Below are 22,915 nucleotides of genomic sequence, written 5' to 3' on the forward strand. Positions count from 1 at the left end.
ATCAAACCGGCATCATGGCGCACCGTGGCCGGACAGTATCTGCGCCGCACCCCGCAGCGCTACGCGGAACGCCTCATCGAAACTCACCCCGGTGGCGGACCAGTCTTGCACGCCCTTTTCGTTGAGCATCCGGAAATTGGCGATCCAGCCCAGCGACTCGTCGCTCCATCGCAGCGTGATCGCCAGCGGCACGTCCCCGGCGGCAGCCTCCCGCAGCGCCTCCAGCTGCTCGGGTGAGGGTAGCTCGCCGCCGATTTCGGGCCGGGCCGTTGCGCGGGGCAGTGAGACATCGAGCGCCAGGGGGCTCGCCGCCAGTTCGAGCGACTCGCGCATATAGGGTGTTTCAGGACCGTCGGACGACAGGACGAAGGCGTCGTCGCCGCGTGCCACATGCACGAAGGCGGCGATGCGCGGCCGCGGCAGCGGCCAGGGATTGGAACCGAGCTGAGCCAGAAGATCGTCGACATGCACCGGATCGAAGAGACACGTCAGGTCATGCGGACGGGCGTAGCTGCCCTGTTCGTCGTGGATCGGCACGCCTTCTAGTCGGTCCCGGTAGCGGAAGGACGACACGTGGCTCCGAGCCTGTTCGATGACCGCGTCCATTGCCGCATTGTGCAGCAGCCGCTGGTCGCCGGACACGCGCACCAGCATTTTCGGCACGCACTCGCGCAAGCCGATGAGCCGGTTCTCCTCGCTCGTGCCGGTGACGACGACCGTGGAACTGTAAAGGTTGAGCTCCTCGGCCGCGGCCGCACCCGATGCGGCGCCGGCGAGGATCGATGCGAGAAGCAGTCTGCGGATCACTGGAACGCCTTCTGCAAAGCCGATGCTCTTCGCGCGCCATTGACGCGCTTTGGCTGACGATCCTAGACCGAGATGCGCACGCATTGAAGCTGCCTGTAATGGTGACCCGCGCGTTGGACTAGAGCGGGGGCGGGCCGGCGGCATTGCAAGGGAGAGAGCAGGATGGACGCAGCTTCCGAGGATGAAATCCGCTTCGAGCGGCGCGGCCGCGCCGCGATCGTCACGCTCAACCGGCCCAAGGCGCTGAACGCGGTCACGCATGGCATGGTGCTCGCGCTGGCTGCCAAGCTGCCGGAATGGGATGCCGATCCGAGCGTCGACGCGGTGGTCGTCAAGGCGGAGGGCAGGGCCTTCTCGGCTGGCGGCGACATCATGGACATCTATCAGGCCGGCAAGGCCGGCAAGCCTGCGGTGCAGTTCTTCGCCGATGAATACCGGCTCAACGCGGCGATCCACAATTTCCGCAAGCCCTATGTCGCGCTGATCGACGGCATCGTCATGGGCGGCGGTGTCGGCGTGTCCTTCCACGGCTCGCATCGCGTGCTGGGGGAGAAGGCGCAGTTCGCCATGCCCGAGGTCGGCATCGGCTTCTTTCCGGATGTCGGCGGGAGTTATCTCCTGTCGCGCATCAAAGGCGGCTACGGCCTCTATCTCGGACTGACCGGTGCGCGCATCGGCGCGGGCGATGCGCTCCATGCCGGCCTCGCCACCCACGCCGTCGCCTCGGCGGATATCACCGCAGTCGAGGCAGGGATCGTCGAGACCGGCGATCCCAACCGCGTCCTGAGGGACCTGTGCATCAAGCCCGAGCGCAAGCTGGACGAGGGCGACGCAGTTTCCGTCGGGCTTCATTTCTCCCTTGGCACGCTGAACGACGTGATCGAGAGCCTCACCCAGGCTGCCAGCCGGGACGAGTTCGCGGCAGCGACGCTGGACACCCTCTCCAAGCGCTCGCCGACGAGCCTCCATGTCGCCTTCCGCCAGATCACCGATGGCGCGGCGCTGAGCATGGAAGAATGCATGAAGATGGAGTACCGCATCCTGAACCGCATGCTCGTCGGTCACGACTTCTACGAGGGCATTCGCGCCGCGATCATCGACAAGGGCGACACGCCGAATTGGAAGCCGGCGACGCTGGCGGAGATAGACCTCGAGGCGATCGACGCCTACTTTGCCCCTCTTCCCGGAGGCGAGCTGGTTATCTAGAACGTCTCCGGGAACGGAGTCGTCCGCGATGCACTCTCTCTTTGTTTCGACGCAATTCCGGCCTCAGGATCGCTGTGCACGTTTGCCGGGATTGTTCTGATGGCCTATCGCGAAAGTCCCGCAGTGCTGCGGCCGACCGCGGTTCAGCAGGCGTTCTGGTGGTTCCATCGCATCATCGCCGCATACTGCATCATGTTCGGTACGCTCTACTGGGTGCGGTTGATCGGCTTCTATGACGGGGCTCTGTGGCGGTTCGATCTCATGCCGGTGCATTGGCAGATCGCTGCAACCGCGCTCGCGGCGCTTTATCCCTTCGCCGGCATCGGCCTGTGGATGATCACATCGTGGGGGCCCGTCATCTGGGTTCTGTGCGCCGGGACCGAGATCGTGATGTATGCCGGCTTTCCCGAACTCTTCGGCGCCAAATACTCCGTCGTCGCGTCCCATCTCTTGGTCGCGTGCATCTATCTCGGGTTTCGGGTGATCCTGCATTTCCGGCAGCGCCGGCCCGCGACCTGAGACTGCCTGCCGCAACGATTAAATTTTTCATAATCGGGCATCTTAACCAATTCATTTACCACAAATTAGGCTTCGTTCGGATTCGCGGCTGGTAAGCAGCGGTTAAGGCTGGCGTTTAAGTCGAATTTTATGGGTCAATGCTACGGTTGGGCCAAGGTGAGAAAACAAAAAGTCACCGGGCGACAAACGAGAGGCAAGACCATGATCAACGCGCGACCCACGCAGAAGGCCGCCCCGGTTCAGGACGACCGGAAGGACGCCATCCGCACCCTCTACATGGAATCCCTCCAGCTCGTTGAGCGGCTGCACCGCCGTCTTCTCGACGTGATCAAGGATGAATTCGACCGCAACGGCCGTTCCGACATCAACGCGATCCAGGCGCTGCTGCTGTTCAACATCGGCAATGCCGAGCTGACCGCTGGCGAGCTGCGCTCGCGCGGCTATTATCTCGGCTCGAACGTGTCGTACAACCTGAAGAAGCTGGTTGATCTCGGCTTCATCAACCATCAGCGTTCGCGCATCGACCGCCGCTCGGTCCGCGTCAGCTTGACCCCGAAGGGGACGGCCGTGGCCGACGTCGTCGGCAAGCTCTACGAGCGCCACGTCGGATCGATCGAGCAGGTCGGCGGCATCAACTCGGAAGAGTTCAAGCAGATGAACCGTGCCCTCCAGCGCCTCGACCGCTTCTGGAACGACACGATCGCCTATCGGATGTGATCGGACACAACGCGGAAATCGGCCTTCGATAGTCTTCTCTCGAAGGCAGCCGCGCACCGGACACAGGCCGCCGCGCTGCCTCTTGCTTACCCACGGTGCCGCTCGTTTGATTGCGAGCGCACCGACGGCGTGAGCTTCAGACATTAACGAGACATATCGCCCGCCCTGGCTCTGAGGGCGCATCCGGCTGGCATCTTCGGCTACCGTTCTGCGGCTGACGCTCGGGTATCCCGCCGCGTCTCCGGCCATTGCCAAAAAGTTCACAGCTGTGAAAGTTTCTATCGCATCCGCGAAATCGTTGACTTGATCCCGTGGCGGTCGGATGCTTCCCGAAAGATTGGCTCAAGCCAGTCCTTGGGAGGATGCGTCACGCATCGGCATCGCTGAAGGCCCGTTCACTGAACGTGCCGAGAACCTGTGTGCGGCCTATGTCGCGCGTTGGTTCTTGAGGCTCCGTCATCTCTCCCGACGACCGGCTGTTCGTTTAGGGAAGGTAATGACATGACTGACCGGAACCGGAGTGGGAACGGCGTTTCGCCCGCGAAGCGCGTCGACGTCATCGTCGTGGGGGCAGGCTTTGGCGGCATGTACGCCACCTACAAGTTCCGCGAGATGGGCAAGAATGTCGTCTCGATCGAGGCCGGCGGCGACGTGGGCGGCGTTTGGTACTGGAACCGCTATCCGGGCGCGCGCTGCGATCTGATGAGTGTCGACTACAGCTACGGTTTCTCTCCCGAGGTCGAGCAGGAGTGGACCTGGAGCGAGCAATTCGCCGGTCAACCCGAGATCCTCGCCTATGCCAACTTCGTCGCCGACAAGCTCGACCTGCGCAAGCACTACCTGTTCAACACCCGCGTCGTGAGCGCGGTCTGGAACGAAGCGGCGAAGGTCTGGCGGGCCACCACCGACAAGGGCGAAGTTCTGGAAGCGCCGTATTGCATCATGACGACAGGGCCGCTGTCGATCCCGAAGGATCCCGATATCCCGGGCATCGACAAGTTCAAGGGCCTGCTCCTGCGTGCGCAAAAGTGGCCGCACGAGCCGGTCAGCTTCGAAGGCAAACGCGTCGGGTTGATCGGCACCGGCTCGACCGGCATCCAGGTGGTGCAGGAGGTCGGGCGCAAGGCCGGTGAACTGTTCGTCTTCCAGCGCACGCCGAGCTTTACGCTCCCGATGCGCAACCATGTCATCGATGCGGATTATGCAGCCGAGATGAAGCGTAACTATCGCGCCATGCGCGAGGCGATGCGCAACAATCCGACCGGCGGCACGCGTCCGGCGACGACGCGGCCTTATTTCAGCCTGCCGCCGCAGCAGAGGCAGCAGGTTATGGAGCAGGCCTGGATCAACGGCGGCCACACCTTCCTCGGCTCGTTCTCGGATCTGATGACCAACGAGGAGGCAAACGGCCAGGTCGCCGACTTCGTCCGCGACAAGATCGGCCAGATCGTCAAGGATCCGAAGACGGCGGAAGCGCTGAAGCCGCGCGGCTACCCGATCTTCGCCCGGCGTCCATGCCTCGATACCGACTATTACGAGACCTACAATCTGCCGAACGTGCATCTGGTCAACGTCAAAGAAGACCCGATCGTCGAGATCACCGAAAAGGGAATCCGCACCGAGAGCGGCGAGACCGAGCTCGACATCCTGATCTTCGCCACCGGCTATGACGCGCTTACCGGAGCGCTTCTTGCCTTCGACGTTGTCGGCCGCGACGGCCGCAACCTGAAGGACAAGTGGAAGAGCGGTCCGCGTTCCTATCTCGGGTTCATGCTGGAAGGCTTCCCGAACATGTTCGCGCCGAGCGGACCCAACGGTCCCGCCGCGCTCGCCAACCTGATCACCATCGCCGAGCACGACGTCGACTGGATCGCCGAGATGATCTCCTGGATGGAGGCGAACGGCGTGAGGACCGTTGAGCCGACGGCAGAGGCAGAAGACGGCTGGATGAAGATGGTGCTGACGATGGCGGAGAAATCGCTCATTCGCAAGGCGAACACCTGGTGGGTCGGCGCCAACGTCAAGGGCAAGCCGCAAGGCCTAACCATGTTCATCGGCGGTTTTGCCAAGTATCGCGAGCTGTGCGAAGCCGCTGCGCAGAACCGCAAGGCGAACTTCGTCTTCGACCGACCGGCGGTGACGGCCGCAGCCTGACGCCGAAATCAGCGACAGACGAACTTCCTAGGCCGGCGCCCGCGCCGGCCTTCGCGCATTCGGTGGCACCGGCGAATAACGCCATCGTGAGTTGGCGGGGCCACCGTAACGCCATATTTGCGTGAAATCGCAGAAGGTGAAGAGGGTTTCCGTATGCATCGCCCGTGACAGGTTCTCCGGGCAGACGCTTGATCGGTCGTCGTCATGGTTGGCGATATGTTAACCGCGCCGACCTAGCCTCAGGCCGATTGCCGCACGGACAGACGGGATAGCTGGAATGAAGATGAAGACGAGCCGCCGCACGTTTCTCCTGAGCGCAGGCGCACTGGCCGCTACCGCCTATGGTGCGCAGGCGCAGGACGTGATCCAGGACATCCTCAACGCCAACCGCCGCGGTTCCTGGGACGACCAGTTCGACGCACGCGCGAGTTCCAAGGCGGCCAAGGTCTCCTCGCATCTGCCGATCTTCAGCCCCGAGACGATCGCCTATGTGGAGCAGGCCATCGGCCAGTATTCCAACATCGTGGCGCAGGGTGGCTGGCCCGACGTGCCGGCGACCAAGAAGCTCAAGCTCGGCGTGGTCGATCCGGATGTCGAGGTGCTGCGTCGCCGGCTGATGATCAGTGGCGATCTCGCTTCGTCCGCTGGCATGTCGCGCTCGTTCGATTCCTATGTCGATTCCGCGCTCAAGCGCTTCCAGGCCCGCCATGGCCTGCCGGCCGACGGCGTGACAGGAAAATACACCTATGCAGCGCTGAACGTGACCGCGCAGGTGCGCCTTGGCCAGCTCGAGACCAATCTGGTGCGCCTGCGCTCCATGTCGGGCTTCCTGGGCGACCGCTATGTGATGGTGAACATCCCGGCCGCGCAGATCGAGGCCGTCGAAGGCAACCGCGTGGTGCAGCGCCACACGGCCATCGTCGGCAAGATCGACCGCCAGACGCCGATCCTCAATTCCAAGATCAACGAGGTGATCGTCAATCCGTACTGGAACGCGCCGGAATCGATCGTCATCAAGGACATCATTCCGCATATGCGGAAGAACCCGACCTATCTCACCGACAACTCGATCCGCTTGATCGCGCCGGACGGGACCGAGGTCGATCCGGCTTCGGTCGACTGGAACACCAACGACGCGGTAAAATATCGCTTCCGTCAGGATCCGGGCAAGATCAACGCGATGGCCTCGGTGAAGATCAATTTCCCGAATCCGCATGCGGTCTACATGCACGACACGCCGCAGCAGAGCCTGTTCTCCAAGCTGATGCGCTTTGATTCGTCGGGCTGCGTGCGCGTCCAGAACGTGCGTGACCTCGTGACCTGGCTGCTGCGCGACACGCCCGGCTGGAACCGTCAGCGCTTCGAGGAGACGATCCGTTCCGGCGAGAACACCCCAGTGGCGCTGACCAACCCGGTGCCGGTTTACTTTACCTACGTCACCGCTTGGTCGACTGGCGACGGCGTCGTCCACTTCCGCGACGACATCTATGCGCGCGACGGCGTGGACGAGCTGCAGCTCTCTACCGCACTCTGAGACGTTCGAACGTGCCTTTTGGCAGGGCGGGTCCGTCGGGCCCGCCTTTTTGCATGGGGTTCTGGCCGATGCCGACTTAGTGGCGCCATAATTGTGAACGGCAATCGGCGGTGATCGGGATGGGCCGGGTGCGCGCCGATGCGGTTCTGGAATAGGAATGACGCAGCAGCCGACGCCACCCGTCGCCTGATGCCTTGTCTGGCGGTCGTCGCTGCCGCCCTGATCGCGCCCCTGCCGGCGTGGCCGGCTGGGGGCGAGGAGCCTCCGCATCCCCCACCGCGTGTGGACGCCGGTCAAACCGCCTCGTCGCAGCCGTCGCGCGACGCCAGCGCCTTCGCGCGGGCGAACGACCGGATCCTCCTGATGATAAACCGGGGGGAATTCGAGGTGGCCGAGCGACGCGCAAGTCAAATGCTCGCAAGGGCCGAGACGGCCTTCGGCGCGGACGATCCGGCCATCATTCCGGGCCTGAACACTCTCGCCATGATCTACCAGCAGACCGGACGTCTTGCGGATGCCGAGCGGACCCTGAACAGGGCGCTCGGCCTCGCCCGCCGTCCCGATGCCGGTGCCGAAACTCTCGCCGATGTCCTCAATCGAATGGCCAACGTCCTTTCCGACGACGGCCGCTTGGACCAGGCCGAAAAGGCAACACGGGAAGCCATCGAGATCGGGGAGCGGATCGAGGAGTCGTCGACGCTGGCGATCTCGCTCAACAATCTGGGTCATATTCTGACCGCCCTGCGACGGTTCGATGAGGCCGACGCCGTCTATCGCCGGGCGGAGGGCCTGACTGTCGCCAATACTGCCCTCGCGGCCGCGATGCCTGCCAACCTTGCCGTCCAGATGATGGGACAAGGACGTTTCGCGGAGGCGGAGCAGCTGCTGCTGCGGTCGGTTGCGTCGTGGGAGAAGATGGCGGAACCTGTCGTCATTGCCTGGGCGACGGCGCTGCTCAATCTCGGCCGCCTCCATTATGAGACGGGACGCCCGGACGCAGCCTCAGCCACGTTTGGCAGGATGCTGGACGCGCTCCAGCAGAACGTTCCGGACAACCACCCCCTGCGCGCCTATGCGCTGCAGAACCTGTCGCAGATCTCTTTCGACCGGAGAGACTTTGCCGAAGCGGAGAGACTGGCGCGCGAAGCCCTCACCATTGCCGGCCAGTCGCTTCCCGCGACGAAGTTCGAGGTCGCCGACTGGTACGAGGCACTCGCCCAAGCCACGCTCCTGCAGGGCGAATGGAACGACGCCGTGGCTGCTGCCCGACAGGCGGCCGCCATCCTTTCGGCCGACATCAACAGCGGCAAGAGCGACAAGAACGACTGGGAAGTGCTCACGATCGTCGAGATCGTCGCTTCGGAAGCGATGGTGACGGCAGATCCGGCGGGTCTGATCGCCGATGCGGTCGCAGCGCGGCGCAGCGCCTTTCTCAATCTCCAGCGGCATGCCGCTACGGATACCGGCGCCGTGGCCGTGGCTGCTGCCGCGCGCGCTGCGGTCGGCGGCACGGATCTGTCGAACCTCGTGCGCGAGAAGGATCATGCGCTGGCCCGACTTCGCGAGGTTGACGCAGCCTTCGTGCGCGCCGCCGGCGCGACGTCGGACCCTGATGCGCGCCGGGTCGCGCTCGGCGACCTGCGGTCCCGGCTTGAGGCTCTACAGTCCCGCCTTTCCGCGATAGACGCGCGGCTCCTCACCAATTTTCCGCAATATTTAGAGCTCGCAGGCGGTCCGCCCGTTCCGGCCGACCGGGTCATCGGCATGCTGGCCGACGATGAAGTCCTGGTTCTGCCGGTGATCATGCAGAACAGCCTCGTCACATTCGCTTATGGCAAGGACGGCGGGGTGTATTCCTGGGGCCGCAACCCGGACGAGGCGGCGGAGCTTCCGCGCATCGCGGCGACACTGCTGTGCCAGGCGTCCCGCCGCCTCAATCCCTCCTGCGCCCGCACGACGGAAACGACGTCGAGCCAGGTATCCGATGCCGCGAGGGGTGTGGTCGCGTTCGGCCGAACCCAGGATACGGACGAGTTCGATCTCGGAGCGGCATACAGGGCTTATTCGCTCCTCTTCCCAGGTGATCTTCCGGAGATGATGGCGGGTAAGAAGCTGATCATCGCCCCGTCGCCTGAACTTCTCGGCTTTCCCTGGCACCTGCTGGTCACCCAACCGCCACCCGAGGGATGGGACGCCCCCGGCAAGGAGCGGGCGGAAGCCTATCGCGAGGCTGCCTGGCTGTTCCAGTCGCACCCTTCGATCACCGTCGTGCCGGGCGTCGCCGCGCTCGATGCCGCGCGGCGCTCCCGTAAGGAGGCGGGCCGCACACAGCCGCGCTATCTCGGCGTCGCCGATCCGGTGATCGGGGCGACCGCGGCCGAGCGCGATGCCGCGCCGCTCGACTGCGCTTCGCCGGAGACAGTTGCCCTCACGCGCGGAAAGCCCGTCGCTGTCGGAGCCCGGGCGGGCGCAGAGGCGGGGACGCTGGCCGATGTGGACGCCCTGCGTCGGCAGCCTCGGCTGGCTGATAGCCGTTGCGAGGTGGAGGCGACGTCGAAATCGCTCAGCGGACTGTCGGACCTCCTGCTGGGCGGGGAGGCGACGGAGGCCCGCATCAAGGCAATTTCCGCGACGGGCGGTCTCAAGGCCTACGATATCCTGCATTTCGCTACGCATGGCCTGGTCGGAGGCGAATTGGGCCAGGCGGAACCGGGCCTGCTGCTGACCCCGCCCGCCGCCGCCAGCGAAGACGACGACGGCGTGCTGACGGCGCAAGAGATCGCAGCGCTCGACATCGGTGCCGACTGGGTAATCCTGTCGGCCTGCAATACCGCGGCTGGTTCCCGGTCGGACGCCGAGGCGCTGGCCGGGCTGGCGCGCTCCTTCTTCTATGCCGGCGCCCGCAGCCTGCTGGTCTCGTCCTGGCCGGTCTATTCGCAAGCTGCGACTCGTTTCACCACGACCATGTTCGCCCTGCTGTCGGACCAGCCGTCCCTGACGAGGGGCGAGGCTGTGACCCTGACGATGCGGAAAATGCTGGCCCAATCCTATTCGCCCGAGACGGCACATCCTGCCTATTGGGCGCCTTTCCTGCTGGTCGGCGATGCCGGCCGCTAGCCATGTCGCAAACGATGCGTCGGTATGCCGCCGCGAGGTGGCAGCGCGGCACGAAACGTGTTAACGCCGCGGCCTGTCTCACCAAGGCACCAGGGGATTTTCTACATGGCGACTGTCACGACCGCTTTCTTTTCCGAGCCGCTGGAAGAGCGCGATCCGGAGATCTTCGGCGCGATTCGCAATGAGCTCGGTCGCCAGCGTCACGAGATCGAGCTGATCGCTTCGGAAAACATCGTCAGCCGCGCCGTTCTCGAGGCGCAGGGCTCGGTGATGACGAACAAGTATGCGGAAGGCTACCCGGGCAAGCGCTACTACGGCGGCTGCCAGTTCGTCGACGTCGCCGAGGAGCTCGCCATCGAGCGCGCGAAAAAGCTGTTCGGTGCGAAGTTCGCCAACGTCCAGCCGAATTCCGGCAGCCAGATGAACCAGGCGGTGTTCCTGGGCCTGCTCCAGCCCGGCGACACATTCATGGGCCTCGACCTCAATTCGGGTGGCCATCTGACGCACGGCTCGCCGGTGAATATGTCGGGCAAGTGGTTCAACGTCGTCTCCTACGGCGTGCGCCGCGACGATCATCTGATCGACCTCGACGAGGTGGCGGAGATCGCCCGCAAGGCGAAGCCGAAGCTGATTATCGGCGGCGGCACGGCTTATTCGCGCATCTGGGACTGGAAGCGCTTCCGCGACATCGCCGACGAGGTGGGCGCCTACCTGATGGTCGACATGGCGCACATCGCTGGCCTCGTTGCCGGCGGCGTCCATCCGTCGCCGATCCCGCATGCCCATGTCGTGACGACGACCACGCACAAGTCGCTGCGCGGCCCGCGTGGCGGCATGATCCTCACCAATGACGAGGACATCGCCAAGAAGATGAACTCGGCCGTCTTCCCTGGCCTGCAGGGCGGCCCGTTGATGCACGTCATCGCCGCCAAGGCTGTGGCGCTTGGCGAGGCGCTGCAGCCCGAGTTCAAGACCTACGCGGCAAACGTCGTGGCCAACGCCAGGGCGCTCGCGGAGAGCCTGAAGGAGAGCGGCCTCGATATCGTCTCGGGTGGCACGGACAACCACCTGATGCTGGTGGATCTCCGGCCGAAGAACGCCACCGGCAAGCGCGCGGAGGCGGCCCTCGGCCGCGCCAACATCACCTGCAACAAGAACGGCATCCCCTTCGATCCGGAAAAGCCCTTCGTCACCTCCGGCGTGCGCCTCGGTACGCCGGCGGGCACGACGCGCGGTTTCGGCGAGGCCGAATTCCGGGAGATTGGCGCACTGATCACGGAAGTGCTCGATGGGCTGAAGAGGGCCAATTCCGACGAGGGCAACGCCGAGGTCGAGGCAGCGGTGAAACAGAAGGTCGTCGCGCTCACGGATCGCTTCCCGATGTATCCCTATATGGGGTGACGCAAAAATCGGCTAAGGGTCGCGCACGAGTCGCCGGTTTTCCGAGGTTCTGAATGCGCTGCCCTTACTGCCAATCGATGGACACGCAGGTGAAGGACTCCCGTCCTGCGGAGGAGGGAGCAGCCATCCGCCGCCGCCGCGTCTGCCCGGACTGCGGCGGCCGCTTCACCACCTTCGAGCGGGTGCAGTTGCGCGACCTTGTGGTGGTCAAGAAGACCGGGCGCAAGGTTCCCTTCGACCGCGACAAGCTGCAGCGGTCGATCGACATCGCGCTGCGCAAGCGCAATGTCGATCCCGACCGCATCGACCGCGCGGTGAGCGGCATCGTGCGCCAGCTCGAAAGCTCCGGCGAGACTGAGATCCCGTCAGAGGAGATCGGCAGGCTGGTCATGGAGGCGCTGAAGTCGCTCGACGACGTCGCCTATGTCCGCTTCGCCTCGGTCTACCGCAATTTCCGCGAAGCCAAGGACTTCCACGAACTTCTCGGCGAACTGAAGGGCGACGAGAACGGATGACGCAGCGGCCCGATCCCGATGAGACGCCGAAGCCAGAAGAGCTGGCCGAGGCGCAGAGCGACCAGGTATCGGCGGTCGCCGACGAAGCTGACGTTGAGATGGACAAGCCGGCTTCCGGCACCTCGGCTGAAGACGCCGTTGAGGCTCCAGGAGCATCCGAAGATCCGCTTCCGGCGGAAGAGGCGGAGGGCACCGTCGATTCCGGGGAAGGCGACGGTTCTGGGGTTTCCGAAATCGACCGCCGTTTCATGGCCGCTGCGATCCGGATGTCGCGCCGGCATCTGGGCCTTACCTCGACAAATCCATCGGTCGGAACCCTGATCGTCAAGGACGGCATGATCGTTGGCCGCGGCGTCACGGCACTTGGCGGCCGCCCTCATGCGGAGCCGCAGGCGCTCGCAGAGGCTGGCGAGGCCGCGCGTGGCGCGACCGCCTATGTAACGCTGGAGCCATGCGCACATCACGGCCGCACACCGCCCTGCGCGGAGGCGCTGGTCACGGCTGGCGTGGCGCGCGTCGTCGGCGCTGCCGCCGATCCGGATGACCGCGTGTCCGGCCGTGGCTATGCCATCCTGCGGGCGGCCGGCATTGAGGTGGTCGAAGGCGTGCTGGCGGACGAGGCTGGCGACGAACTCGCCGGCTACCTCACGCGATCCTCGAAAAAACGCCCTGAAGTGACTCTCAAACTTGCCATTTCATCGGACGGCATGATCGGCAGGCGCGATGCCGGCCAAGTGCAGATCACCGGCGGCATTTCGCGTGCGCAGGTCCACCTGATGCGCGCCGAATCGGACGTGATCCTGGTCGGCATCGGCACGGTGCTGGCTGACGATCCGGAACTGAACAGCCGCCTCCCGGGGCTCGAGGAGCGTTCGCCGGTGCGGGTGGTGCTCGACCCGCAGGTAAAGCTGCCGATGATGTCGAAGCTTGCTTTGTCGGCGCGTTCGTTGCCGCTCTATCTGGCGATAGGGCCAGAGGCGAGTGCGGTAAGGCGCTCGTCGCTGGAGATGTTGGGCGTGCGCTTCCTCGCGACCGAGACGCATGACGGCCGTATCGCGCTGCCCGAGCTGCTGGAGGACCTGTCCGGACAAGGCTTCTCCACCGTGTTCGTCGAAGGCGGGGCTGCGACGGCGCGAACCTTCCTGGAAGACGGCATGGTCGATCGCATCGCGCTCTTCCGCGGTCCGAATCCGATCGGCGAGGACGGCATCCGCTCGCCGCTGACGCCGGAGACGATACCGGACGGCTTCAGGCTCGTCCGCGAGGCGCGCTACGGCCTCGACCAGTATTCCGAATGGGTGAGGGACTGATGTTCACGGGTATCGTCACGGATGTCGGCCGCGTGGCCAAGATCGAGCCGCTGCCGAAGGGCAAGCGCTTCCGTATCGAGACGAACTACGATCCGGCCTCGATCGAGATCGGCGCCTCCATCGCCTGCTCCGGCCCCTGCCTGACGGTCGTCGCGCTGCCGGACGCCGGTTCGAACGCCCGCTGGTTCGAGGTGGAGGCCTGGGAGGAGGCGCTGAGGCTGACCACGGCCGACGCTTGGCAGGAGGGGACGCGGCTCAACCTCGAACGGGCGCTGAAGATCGGCGACGAGCTCGGCGGGCATATCGTCTCGGGCCATGTCGACGGGATGGCTGAGATCATCGCGCGCGAGGACGAGGGCGAGGCGGTGCGCTTCCGCCTGCGCGCACCGGCGCATCTGGCGCGTTTCATCGCGCCGAAAGGATCGGTCTGCCTCGACGGCACATCTCTCACCATCAACCAGGTCAGCCGCGACGAGTTCGACGTGCTCCTGATTCACCATTCGCTGACGGTGACGACCTGGGGCGAACGGGTGGTTGGCGACCGGGTGAACCTCGAGATCGACACGATGGCTAGATATGCGGCGCGGCTGACGGAGGCTTCGGTGGAAGGGTTTTAGACCCTTGAGCTAGCCGAGATCGCCTGCAATCTTGTCGTTCTCCGTAACGACCTTCTCGACGATATCGGCCGACACATGCATGATCGTTATGTCGAAGGCCCTGTACATCATGTCCGGTGTCACGCCCTGGGCTCGCTCACGGTCAGTTACCTCGTCGGCGAACGTCCGGTTCCGTACATTGCGAAGAATTGGGCCAAGGCCATCGTGATGGCCAAAGCTGGGAGGGACGTAGTTCCCCTCCTCGTCCCAACCTGAAAAATGCATTGCTACATGCACGTCGCGTAGTTCGCCCGGATCGGTGTCACAGATAATTCTCAGCTGCCGGATTAGTTCTTCAATGGCTGGCCTTGTCATGTAGGCGGTGATGCCGAGCGCGTCGGCACGGAGTGCCAGGCTGCGCGGCCCCGGATTGCCTGGCTTGCCGCTGTCCATCTTTCGCTCGTCGATCACGTTTCACTTGCCCAGGAGTGCGGTTCAGCCTAAGTCAGCCGCCAATCCGGAGATAGACATGGCAGGCATATCCGAGCACGGCAAGGCGTTCGCCAAACCCGAACGCGCTCACGTTCTCATTGTCGAGGCGCGGTTCCACGACGATTTGGCAGACGCCCTGCTCGACGGCGCGACATCGGCGCTGGAAGAGGCGGGCGCCACCTGGGACGTGATCACTGTTCCGGGCGCGCTCGAAATCCCCGCCGTCATTTCCATGGCGCTGGACGCGGCCGACGACGATGGAACCGACTATGACGGCTTCGTCGCGCTGGGTACCGTCATCCGTGGCGACACCTATCACTTCGACATCGTCGCCAACGAATCGAGCCGGGCGCTGATGGACCTGTCGGTCGAGGAATCGCTTGCCATCGGCAATGGCATCCTCACCACCGAGAACGAGGAGCAGGCCTGGACGCGCGCGAAGAAGAGCGAGGGCGACAAGGGCGGTTTCGCGGCGCGGGCAGCACTCACCATGATCGCCATTCGCGAGCGGCTCGGAGCCTGACGATGAGCAGCGACGCCCGATCCCAGCCCAGCGCGCCGCGCGCCGCCAACAAGCGCGGCGCGGCGCGGCTTGCCGCCGTCCAGGCGCTCTACCAGATGGACGTTGCCGGCACCGGCCTGCTCGAGATCGCGTCGGAATACGAGGCTTTTCGCCTCGGCAAGGAGATCGACGGCCAGGTCTACCGCGAGGCGGACGCGCAATGGTTCCGCGCGATCCTCGCCGGCGTCGTGGAAAACCAGAAAGTCGTCGATCCGGTCATCCGCCAGTCGCTCACGGAAGATTGGCCCCTGTCGCGTCTCGATTCGACCCTGCGCGCGATCCTGCGCGCGGGCGTGTACGAGCTGATGCAGCGCGAGGATGTGCCGGTGGCCGTCATCGTCTCCGAATATGTCGACATCGCAAAGGCGTTCTATTCGGAGGACGAACCGAAGCTGGTCAACGCCGTTCTCGACCGCGTGTCACGGCGCGTGCGCGGAGAGGGCAGGGGGAAGGACGCCTGAGATGTTGGCATCCGAGGGGGAAGCCCGGCGTACTGCGCTGATCTACGCGACTGCGATGGCGATTGTCGGATCGGTCGCGCCGATCGCGATCTCCATGGGCGCGCTCACCGGATACTACCTGCTCGAGGCGGACAAGTCGCTCGCCAGCGCCCCGGTCACCAGTTTCAATCTCGGTGTGGCGCTGGGCGCACTGCCCGCGGCAGCGGTGCTGCGCAAGGTTGGCACGCGCAACGGCTTCATGTTCGGAACCGTCGTCACGGCGCTCGGCGGTGCGATTGCAACGGCCGCCATCTTCGCCGGCAATTTCTGGCTGTTCGCGCTCGGCCTGCTCGTGGTGGGCGGTGGCGGCGCTTTCGTCCAGCAGCTTCGTTTTGCGGCCGCCGACAATGCGCCGGCCGCCTTCAAGGCGCGTGCGATCTCCTTCGTGATGGCCGGCGGCGTGGTAACGGCGATCCTCGGTCCGCAGATCGTGATCTTCACCCGCGAGCTCTTTGCTCCGGTGATGTTTGCGGGCTCCTTCGCCGCGATCATCGCGCTCGCAGCGGTAGGGGCGATCATCCTTTCCTTCCTGCGGCCGGGCACGCATTCCGGCCACGCGGCCAGCGCCTCGGCGGAGCCGGCGAGGCCCTTGGCCGAGATCGTGCGGCAACCGCAATTCGCTGTGGCGTTGCTCTGCGCGGTCTCGACCTATGCGCTGATGACCTTTGTCATGACCGGCGCTCCGCTCGCGATGGTCGGCTGCGGTTTTTCGCCGGACGAGGCGACGCTCGGCATTTCCTGGCACGTCATGGCCATGTTCGCCCCAAGCTTCTTCACCGGCCGCCTGATCACGCGCTACGGCGCTGAGAAGATTGTTGCGACCGGTCTCGTACTGCTGATCGCCTGTGGGGTGGTCGCGCTGTCGGGTATCGCGCTTTGGCAGTTCTGGACCGCGCTCATCTTGCTTGGGCTCGGCTGGAATTTCGGGTTCATCGGCGCGACCGCGATGGTGACGAACGCCTACCGACCATCGGAGAAGGGGCGTGCCCAAGGGTTCCACGACTTCGTGCTGTTCTCGTCCGTTGCCGTGGGCTCTCTGATGTCCGGCGTCACCTACAACACCTATGGCTGGGACATGCTGAACTGGGTAATTTTCCCGGTAGCGGTGCTGTGTCTGATGGCGTTAGGGATGCTGATGCTGCGTAGGACCCGCGTCGCGGGGTGACAGGTAAAACTGCACAGCCGTTGCGTGTGGCTTTGCAGCGAAACTCGGGCAAAACCGTAACAAATCCTTGACGCTAGCGTTTCGCTACCCGCATATGCCGCAGCGGAGGACCGATTTCCGTGTAGCGGCGAAACGGTCTGGTCAAACGGCCCGGGGAGGGGTTCGCCGGGCCAAACCAAGGGAAATCGGCATGACAATGCTTTACGTCGTCATTGCCTGCGGTCTGCTTTCCGTCGTCTACGCCATCTGGGCAACGCAGTCGGTCCTCGCGGCCGACCAGGGAAATGCACGCATGCAGGAAATCGCCGGCGCCATCCGTGAGGGTGCGCAGGCTTATCTCGCACGTCAGTACACCACCATCGCCATCGTCGGCGTGGTCGTCTTCCTCCTCGCACTCTGGCTCCTGTCCTGGCAGGCCGCGATCGGCTTCCTGATCGGCGCGGTGCTGTCGGGTGCCGCTGGCTTCATCGGCATGCACGTTTCCGTTCGCGCCAACGTGCGTACGGCGCAGGCCGCTTCGAACAGCCTGGCCGCCGGTCTCGACATCGCCTTCAAGTCGGGCGCCATCACCGGCATGCTGGTGGCCGGGCTCGCGCTGCTCGGCGTCTCCGTCTACTACTGGATCCTGATCGGTCCGATGGGCTACGCGCCCGCCGATCGCACGGTGATCGATTCTCTCGTGGCGCTGGGCTTCGGCGCTTCGCTGATCTCCATCTTCGCCCGTCTCGGCGGCGGCATCTTCACCAAGGGTGCGGATGTCGGCGGCGATCTCGTCGGCAAGGTCGAGGCCGGCATTCCGGAGGATGATCCGCGCAACCCTGCGACCATTGCGGACAATGTAGGCGACAATGTCGGCGACTGCGCCGGCATGGCCGCGGACCTGTTCGAGACCTACGCGGTGACGGTCGTGGCCACCATGGTCCTCGCCGCGATCTTCTTCGCCGGCAGCGCGCTGCTGTCCAGCGTCATGCTCTATCCGCTGGCCATCTGCGGCGCCTGCATCCTCACCTCGATCGTCGGTACCTTCTTCGTCAAGCTCGGTGCCAACGGTTCGATCATGGGCGCCCTCTACAAGGGCCTCATCGTCACCGGTGTGCTCTCGGTCGTCGGCCTCGGCGCAGCGACCTCGCTTACCATCGGCTGGGGCGAAGTGGGCACGGCCAACGGCATGCCGATCACCGGCACCAACCTGTTCATCTGCGGCCTGATCGGCCTCCTGGTGACAGGGCTGATCGTCGTGATCACCGAATACTACACCGGCACCAACAAGCGCCCGGTGAACTCGATCGCCCAGGCGTCGGTCACTGGTCACGGCACCAACGTCATCCAGGGCCTCGCCGTCTCGCTCGAATCGACGGCTCTGCCGGCGATCGTCATCGTTGGCGGCATCATCGCGACCTACCAGCTTGCCGGCCTGTTCGGCACGGGCATCGCGGTGACGACCATGCTCGGCCTCGCCGGCATGATCGTGGCGCTCGACGCCTTTGGCCCGGTCACCGACAATGCCGGCGGTATCGCCGAGATGTCGGGCCTGCCGAAGGAAGTGCGCCACTCCACCGACGCGCTCGACGCGGTCGGCAACACGACCAAGGCGGTCACCAAGGGCTATGCGATCGGCTCTGCCGGTCTCGGCGCGCTGGTGCTGTTCGCGGCCTACAGCTACGACCTGCAGTATTTCGCCGCGAACGCGACCCAGTATCCGTATTTTGCGGATATCGGAACGGTGTCGTTCGATCTGTCGAACCCGTATGTCGTCGCCGGCCTGATCTTTGGCGGCCTGATCCCCTATCTCTTCGGCGGCATCGCTATGACGGCCGTCGGGCGCGCGGCGGGTTCGATCGTCGAGGAGGTGCGCAAGCAGTTCCGCGAGAACCCGGGCATCATGCAGGGCACGACCAAGCCGAACTATGCACGCGCGGTCGACATCCTGACCCGGGCTGCGATCAAGGAAATGATCATCCCGTCGCTGCTGCCGGTCCTGGCTCCGCTCGTCGTCTATTTCGGTGTGCTGCTGATCTCGGGCTCCAAGGCTTCGGCCTTCGCCGCGCTCGGGGCTTCGCTGCTCGGCGTTATCGTCAACGGCCTCTTCGTCGCCATCTCGATGACCTCGGGCGGCGGTGCGTGGGACAACGCCAAGAAATCCTTCGAGGACGGTTTCGTCGACAAGGACGGCGTCAAGCATTTGAAGGGCTCCGAGGCGCACAAGGCCTCGGTCACGGGCGACACGGTCGGCGATCCCTACAAGGATACCGCCGGCCCGGCCGTGAACCCTGCGATCAAGATCACCAACATCGTGGCGCTTCTGCTGCTCGCCGTGCTCGCGCACTGAGCGCGAAGACAGTCCCAAGAAGGAACCCCGCGGGAGCAATTCCGCGGGGTTCTTGATTCTGTGATTGAGATGACGGCCGTGCGATCGCGTCTGCGAACGGGATCAGCCGCCGGGATTGCCGAACAGGTTCGGTGCCTGCCCCTTCTTGCCGCCGAAGCCGGACAGGATCTGGCCGAGGAAGTTCTGGTCCTTGCCGCCCGTCGGGGTGGTGCGGGAGATGAAGTCGAACACCTTGCCGTCCTGCATGCCGTAATTGGCGATGTTCACGACGCGGTCGTCGGGGCCAAAATAGACAGCGAGCACGCGCTGGTCCACGATATGGGGATTCTGCCATGCCATCGAGCGATGGCGCTTCTGCGAGATATAGTAGAAGACCTCGTTGTCGAAGGTCGCGCGCGTCGAGGGCGAACCGAGCGCGAGCAGCACCTGTTCGCGGCTCGATCCGGGCGGTACGAGGTCGATCGCCTGCGGATCGATCACATAGCCCTGGGTCAGGGTCTCGCTGCTCGACAGAGCCGAACCGGCATTGCAGCCTGACAGCGCGGCCACCGCGGCCACGGCCAGCATCGCGGAGCCCAACCGGGCAGTTCCCGCCTTGATTTTCAATGCACGCAACGACATCTCCATGTCACTCAGGCTCCCGCGGCGGCTTGCGCGAAGCGGGAGACTCGGTAAACCAGCTTTCGGGCCGATGCAACCGAAGCTGCGCAATCGGCTGGAGCCCTCCGGTATGTTCAAGCAATTCTTCAACCCGGCGCGACGGCGAAACCGCGCCATAGCAGATGCCGTCTACGCCCGAATCGTGGCGGCGGCGCGGCAGCCGGCCGCTTATTCGGATTGGGCCGTCCCCGACACGCCGCTCGGCCGCTTCGAAATGGTGGGATTGCACATCTATCTGTTCCTGCGCCGGATACGGGGCGAGGGCGCGGCAGCCGATGCCCTGGGGCAGGAACTCGCCGACACCTTTTTCCTTGACGTCGACCAGTCGCTGCGCGAGCTCGGCATCGGCGACATGGGCATTCCGAAACGGATGAAGACGCTGGCGAGGATGTTCTACGGCCGCACGAAGAGCTATGACGAGGCGCTCGACGCGGGCGACCTGGGGGCGCTGACGGCAGCGCTTCGACGCAATGTGCGACCGGACGCGGCAGACTGGCCGCAGGCGGCGCAACTCGCGGCCTATGTCGTGCAAGCGTCGGATGAACTCGCGGGCCAGCAGCTCGACGTTTTGCTTTCGGGCGAGGTGCAGTTCCCGCAAGCGGGAGAAGGGAAGGGGCAGTGATGGACAAGAGCCCGATTTCATATCCGATCGACGTGCGGCGTCTGCCGCAGAAGGGCTTTCCGGTTATTGTCGAGCCGAACGCAAAGGAGCTGGGCGAGCTTGCCCGCGCGCAAAACCTGGTTTCGGTGGGCTCGTTCCATGCCGAGCTTCTCCTGAAGGACTGGAAGCGTGGCGGCGTAAGCGTCACCGGCCGTGTTCGCGCCTCGATCGTCCAGGAATGCGTGGTCACACTCGAGCCGGTCGAGGCGGAGATCGACGAGCAGGTCGACATCGTCTTCGTGCCGGAGGGTTCGCCGCTGGCGCGCGACACGATCGACGAGGGAGAGCTCGTGCTCTCGGCCGACGCGTCCGACCCGCCCGAAACCTTCGACGGGGTGACGATCGACGCCGGCGCGGTGGCCGAGGAGTTCTTCGCGCTCGGCATTGATCCCTACCCGCGCAAGCCCGGGGCCGAGCTGCCTGGGGCCGTCTCGGCGGGCGACAAGGATTCGCCGTTCGCGGCCCTTCGCGACCCGAATTCGCAAAGTTCGAAAAGGCGGTAGCGGGCTCCAAATGGAGGTTGTGCGGCGACGCAAAACCGCTATTTTCGCCGCTGGCTTGGCCTGTCCCGCATCCTGCGGATAGAAACGTCAAAAAAGAGACTAGGCGCGCGTGATCAGGATTTCGATTGATGCGATGGGGGGCGACCACGGGCCCGAAATCGTCATGCCCGGCCTGCTGCGGGTCGCGGAACGCCGCCCCGACGTGCGTTTCCTCATTTACGGCCGTGAGGATGTGGTCTCACCGCACTTCATAAAGCATCCGCGCCTGCGCGCGATCAGCCAGTTCGTCCATTGCGAAGTGGCGGTGCGAATGGAGGACAAGCCGAGCCAGGCCCTACGCCATGGCCGCTGGAAATCTTCGATGTGGAAGGCGATCGAGGCCGTGAAAGCCGGCGACGCCGATGTCTGCGTCTCCGCCGGCAACACCGGCGCGCTGATGGCCATGTCGAAGTTCTGCCTGCGCACGATGGCGCAGATCGACCGTCCCGCGATCGCCGCGATCTGGCCGACGACGCGCGGCGAAAGCGTGGTGCTGGATGTCGGCGCCACGATCGGCGCAGACGCGCATCAGCTGATCGATTTCGCCATCCTGGGGTCGGCGATGGCGCGTGCCGTCTTCGGCATCGCGAAGCCGTCGGTCGGCCTGCTCAATGTCGGCGTCGAGGAGATCAAGGGCCAAGAGGACGTTCGCGAAGCGGGCTCGCTGCTGCGCGCTGCCGAACTCACCTCGATGGACTACCGTGGCTTTGTGGAAGGCGACGACCTGGGCAAGGGCACGACCGACGTCGTCGTGACCGAGGGATTCTCCGGCAACATCGCGCTCAAGACCGCGGAAGGCACGGCCAAGCAGATCTCCGGCTACCTGCGCGCGGCGATGAGCCGGACGCTGATGGCCAGGATAGGCTATCTCTTCGCCAAGGGCGCGTTCGACAGGCTGCGTGAGAAGATGGACGTGCGCAAGATCAACGGCGGCGTCTTTCTTGGCCTCAACGGCATCGTGGTGAAGAGCCATGGCGGCACCGACGACGAGGGATTCGCGGCTGCTGTCGAGCTCGGCTACGACATGGCGCGCAACGGGCTGATCGAGAAAATCCGCGCCGACCTCGACCAGTTCCATGCCCGCGCGCCGGAACTGTCGCGCCGCAAGGCCGCCGAACCCACCGAGGAAGGGCAAGACTGATGATCCGCTCGCAAGTAAGGGGGGTGGGGTCCGCCCTGCCTCGGCGCGTACTCACCAACGCCGAACTGTCGCAGATGGTCGACACGTCCGACGAGTGGATCGTGCAGCGCACCGGCATCCGCCAGCGCCATATCGCTTCGGACGACGAGACGACGGCCTCGCTCGGCGAGGCGGCTGCGCGCGCCGCTCTCGCCAATGCAGGTCTCACACCGGCCGACATCGACCTGATCGTGCTTGCCACCTCCACGCCGAACAATACCTTTCCTGCAACGGCGGTGGAGATCCAGAACCGGCTCGGCATGCACCACGGCTTCGCCTTCGATCTCCAGGCGGTGTGCAGCGGCTTCGTCTACGCCGTCTCGGTCGCTGATCTGCATATCCGCGGCGGCATGGCGAAGCGGGTCCTGGTCATTGGCGCGGAAACCTTCTCGCGCATCCTCGACTGGTCTGACCGGACGACCTGCGTCCTGTTCGGCGACGGCGCCGGCGCGATCGTGCTGGAAGCGGTGGAGATGCACGGAACGGGCGCCGACACGGGCATCCTCTCCTCCGCGCTGCGCTCCGATGGCGCCCATAAGGACAAGCTCTATGTCGATGGCGGGCCCTCGACCACGGGCACGGTCGGCCATCTGCGTATGGAAGGGAAGGAAGTCTTCAAGCACGCCGTCGGCATGATCACCGACGTGGTGACGTCGGCGCTCGCCGCGGGTGGCGCGACGGCGGACGACCTTGACTGGTTTGTCCCTCACCAGGCCAATCTGCGCATCATCGATGCGTCGGCGAAGAAGATGGGTATTGCCCCGTCCAAGGTCGTGGCGACCGTGAGCGATCACGGCAACACGTCGGCCGCCTCCGTTCCCCTCGCGCTTTCTGTCGCCGTCGCCGACGGCCGAATCAAGAAGGGTGATCTCGTCCTGCTCGAGGCGATGGGTGGAGGCTTTACGTGGGGAGCCGTTCTGCTACGGTGGTAAGGTCGGGTTTCAAACA

21 protein-coding genes are annotated in these 22,915 nt (G+C 64.7%); 18 read left to right on the forward strand and 3 right to left on the reverse strand.

Annotated features, from left to right (window positions below; all coding sequences use genetic code 11):
- Nucleotides 1–12: 12 nt before the first annotated feature.
- A complete protein-coding gene (locus tag B9Z03_RS15000) occupies nt 13–891 on the reverse strand; it encodes a DUF2066 domain-containing protein (RefSeq protein ID WP_176247529.1) in 879 nt (292 codons plus the stop codon).
- A gap of 78 nt (nt 892–969) precedes the next feature.
- On the opposite strand from B9Z03_RS15000, the gene B9Z03_RS15005 reads away from it, so the two are divergent.
- The 10 genes from B9Z03_RS15005 to B9Z03_RS15050 all read left to right on the forward strand — a co-directional run bounded on the left by B9Z03_RS15005 (nt 970) and on the right by B9Z03_RS15050 (nt 13,897).
- On the forward strand, nt 970–2,013 hold the full coding sequence (locus B9Z03_RS15005) for an enoyl-CoA hydratase/isomerase family protein (RefSeq protein WP_085464945.1): 1,044 nt from the start codon (nt 970–972) through the stop codon (nt 2,011–2,013).
- 99 nt (nt 2,014–2,112) lie between these two features.
- On the forward strand, nt 2,113–2,532 hold the full coding sequence (locus tag B9Z03_RS15010) for a DUF6163 family protein (protein ID WP_085464946.1): 420 nt from the start codon (nt 2,113–2,115) through the stop codon (nt 2,530–2,532).
- Between the two features lie 201 nt (nt 2,533–2,733).
- On the forward strand, nt 2,734–3,249 hold the full coding sequence (gene ldtR / locus B9Z03_RS15015; RefSeq protein WP_085464947.1) for a transcriptional regulator LdtR: 516 nt from the start codon (nt 2,734–2,736) through the stop codon (nt 3,247–3,249).
- Nucleotides 3,250–3,750: 501 nt separating this feature from the next.
- Nucleotides 3,751–5,403, forward strand: coding sequence for a flavin-containing monooxygenase (locus B9Z03_RS15020; protein WP_085464948.1), 1,653 nt, complete (start codon nt 3,751–3,753; stop codon nt 5,401–5,403).
- Nucleotides 5,404–5,686: 283 nt separating this feature from the next.
- Nucleotides 5,687–6,937 (forward strand): L,D-transpeptidase family protein, encoded by a 1,251-nt coding sequence (locus B9Z03_RS15025; protein WP_085467676.1) that lies wholly within the window; start codon nt 5,687–5,689, stop codon nt 6,935–6,937.
- Between the two features lie 138 nt (nt 6,938–7,075).
- Entirely contained in the window at nt 7,076–10,054 is a 2,979-nt protein-coding gene (locus tag B9Z03_RS15030; RefSeq protein WP_085464949.1) for a CHAT domain-containing tetratricopeptide repeat protein, read from the forward strand.
- A 105-nt stretch (nt 10,055–10,159) separates the two neighbouring features.
- Nucleotides 10,160–11,455, forward strand: coding sequence for a serine hydroxymethyltransferase (glyA, locus tag B9Z03_RS15035; protein ID WP_085464950.1), 1,296 nt, complete (start codon nt 10,160–10,162; stop codon nt 11,453–11,455).
- 53 nt (nt 11,456–11,508) lie between these two features.
- The gene (gene nrdR, locus B9Z03_RS15040) at nt 11,509–11,970 is read left to right on the forward strand and encodes a transcriptional regulator NrdR (RefSeq protein WP_085464951.1); all 462 of its coding nucleotides are present in this window, start codon (nt 11,509–11,511) and stop codon (nt 11,968–11,970) included.
- Complete coding sequence (ribD, locus tag B9Z03_RS15045) at nt 11,967–13,280, forward strand: bifunctional diaminohydroxyphosphoribosylaminopyrimidine deaminase/5-amino-6-(5-phosphoribosylamino)uracil reductase RibD (protein ID WP_280174845.1); 1,314 nt, start codon at nt 11,967–11,969, stop codon at nt 13,278–13,280. Before nrdR ends, ribD begins: the two co-directional genes overlap by 4 nt.
- Entirely contained in the window at nt 13,280–13,897 is a 618-nt protein-coding gene (locus B9Z03_RS15050; RefSeq protein WP_085464952.1) for a riboflavin synthase, read from the forward strand. Before ribD ends, B9Z03_RS15050 begins: the two co-directional genes overlap by 1 nt.
- Before the next feature lie 9 nt (nt 13,898–13,906).
- Here B9Z03_RS15050 and B9Z03_RS15055 read toward each other — a convergent pair whose 3' ends face one another.
- Nucleotides 13,907–14,329 (reverse strand): hypothetical protein, encoded by a 423-nt coding sequence (locus B9Z03_RS15055; protein WP_139832283.1) that lies wholly within the window; start codon nt 14,327–14,329, stop codon nt 13,907–13,909.
- Nucleotides 14,330–14,405: 76 nt separating this feature from the next.
- Here B9Z03_RS15055 and ribH point away from each other — a divergent pair, with 76 nt between their 5' ends.
- From ribH to B9Z03_RS15075, 4 genes are all read left to right on the forward strand, one after another.
- On the forward strand, nt 14,406–14,891 hold the full coding sequence (ribH, locus tag B9Z03_RS15060) for a 6,7-dimethyl-8-ribityllumazine synthase (RefSeq protein ID WP_085464954.1): 486 nt from the start codon (nt 14,406–14,408) through the stop codon (nt 14,889–14,891).
- A gap of 2 nt (nt 14,892–14,893) precedes the next feature.
- Entirely contained in the window at nt 14,894–15,391 is a 498-nt protein-coding gene (gene nusB / locus B9Z03_RS15065) for a transcription antitermination factor NusB (protein WP_085464955.1), read from the forward strand.
- Nucleotide 15,392: 1 nt separating this feature from the next.
- Complete coding sequence (locus B9Z03_RS15070; RefSeq protein ID WP_085464956.1) at nt 15,393–16,595, forward strand: MFS transporter; 1,203 nt, start codon at nt 15,393–15,395, stop codon at nt 16,593–16,595.
- A 190-nt stretch (nt 16,596–16,785) separates the two neighbouring features.
- A complete protein-coding gene (locus B9Z03_RS15075; protein ID WP_085464957.1) occupies nt 16,786–18,924 on the forward strand; it encodes a sodium-translocating pyrophosphatase in 2,139 nt (712 codons plus the stop codon).
- A 102-nt stretch (nt 18,925–19,026) separates the two neighbouring features.
- Here the strand turns inward: B9Z03_RS15075 and B9Z03_RS15080 are convergent, their stop codons facing one another.
- Nucleotides 19,027–19,551 (reverse strand): outer membrane protein assembly factor BamE, encoded by a 525-nt coding sequence (locus B9Z03_RS15080; protein WP_085464958.1) that lies wholly within the window; start codon nt 19,549–19,551, stop codon nt 19,027–19,029.
- A 103-nt stretch (nt 19,552–19,654) separates the two neighbouring features.
- Between B9Z03_RS15080 and B9Z03_RS15085 the strand changes: the two genes are divergently transcribed.
- The 4 genes from B9Z03_RS15085 to B9Z03_RS15100 all read left to right on the forward strand — a co-directional run bounded on the left by B9Z03_RS15085 (nt 19,655) and on the right by B9Z03_RS15100 (nt 22,899).
- A complete protein-coding gene (locus tag B9Z03_RS15085; RefSeq protein ID WP_085467678.1) occupies nt 19,655–20,206 on the forward strand; it encodes a ubiquinol-cytochrome C chaperone family protein in 552 nt (183 codons plus the stop codon).
- Nucleotides 20,206–20,748, forward strand: a complete 543-nt coding sequence (locus B9Z03_RS15090; RefSeq protein ID WP_085464959.1) for a YceD family protein — start codon at nt 20,206–20,208, stop codon at nt 20,746–20,748. Before B9Z03_RS15085 ends, B9Z03_RS15090 begins: the two co-directional genes overlap by 1 nt.
- Before the next feature lie 109 nt (nt 20,749–20,857).
- Nucleotides 20,858–21,928: a phosphate acyltransferase PlsX gene (gene plsX, locus B9Z03_RS15095; protein WP_085464960.1), complete on the forward strand. Its 1,071-nt coding sequence runs from the start codon at nt 20,858–20,860 to the stop codon at nt 21,926–21,928.
- The gene (locus B9Z03_RS15100; protein ID WP_085464961.1) at nt 21,928–22,899 is read left to right on the forward strand and encodes a beta-ketoacyl-ACP synthase III; all 972 of its coding nucleotides are present in this window, start codon (nt 21,928–21,930) and stop codon (nt 22,897–22,899) included. The genes plsX and B9Z03_RS15100 overlap by 1 nt, the downstream gene beginning before the upstream one ends.
- The last annotated feature ends 16 nt before the right edge of the window (nt 22,900–22,915 follow it).

It is taken from the genome of Mesorhizobium australicum, from assembly GCF_900177325.1.
Lineage (GTDB): Bacteria > Pseudomonadota > Alphaproteobacteria > Rhizobiales > Rhizobiaceae > Mesorhizobium_A > Mesorhizobium_A australicum_A.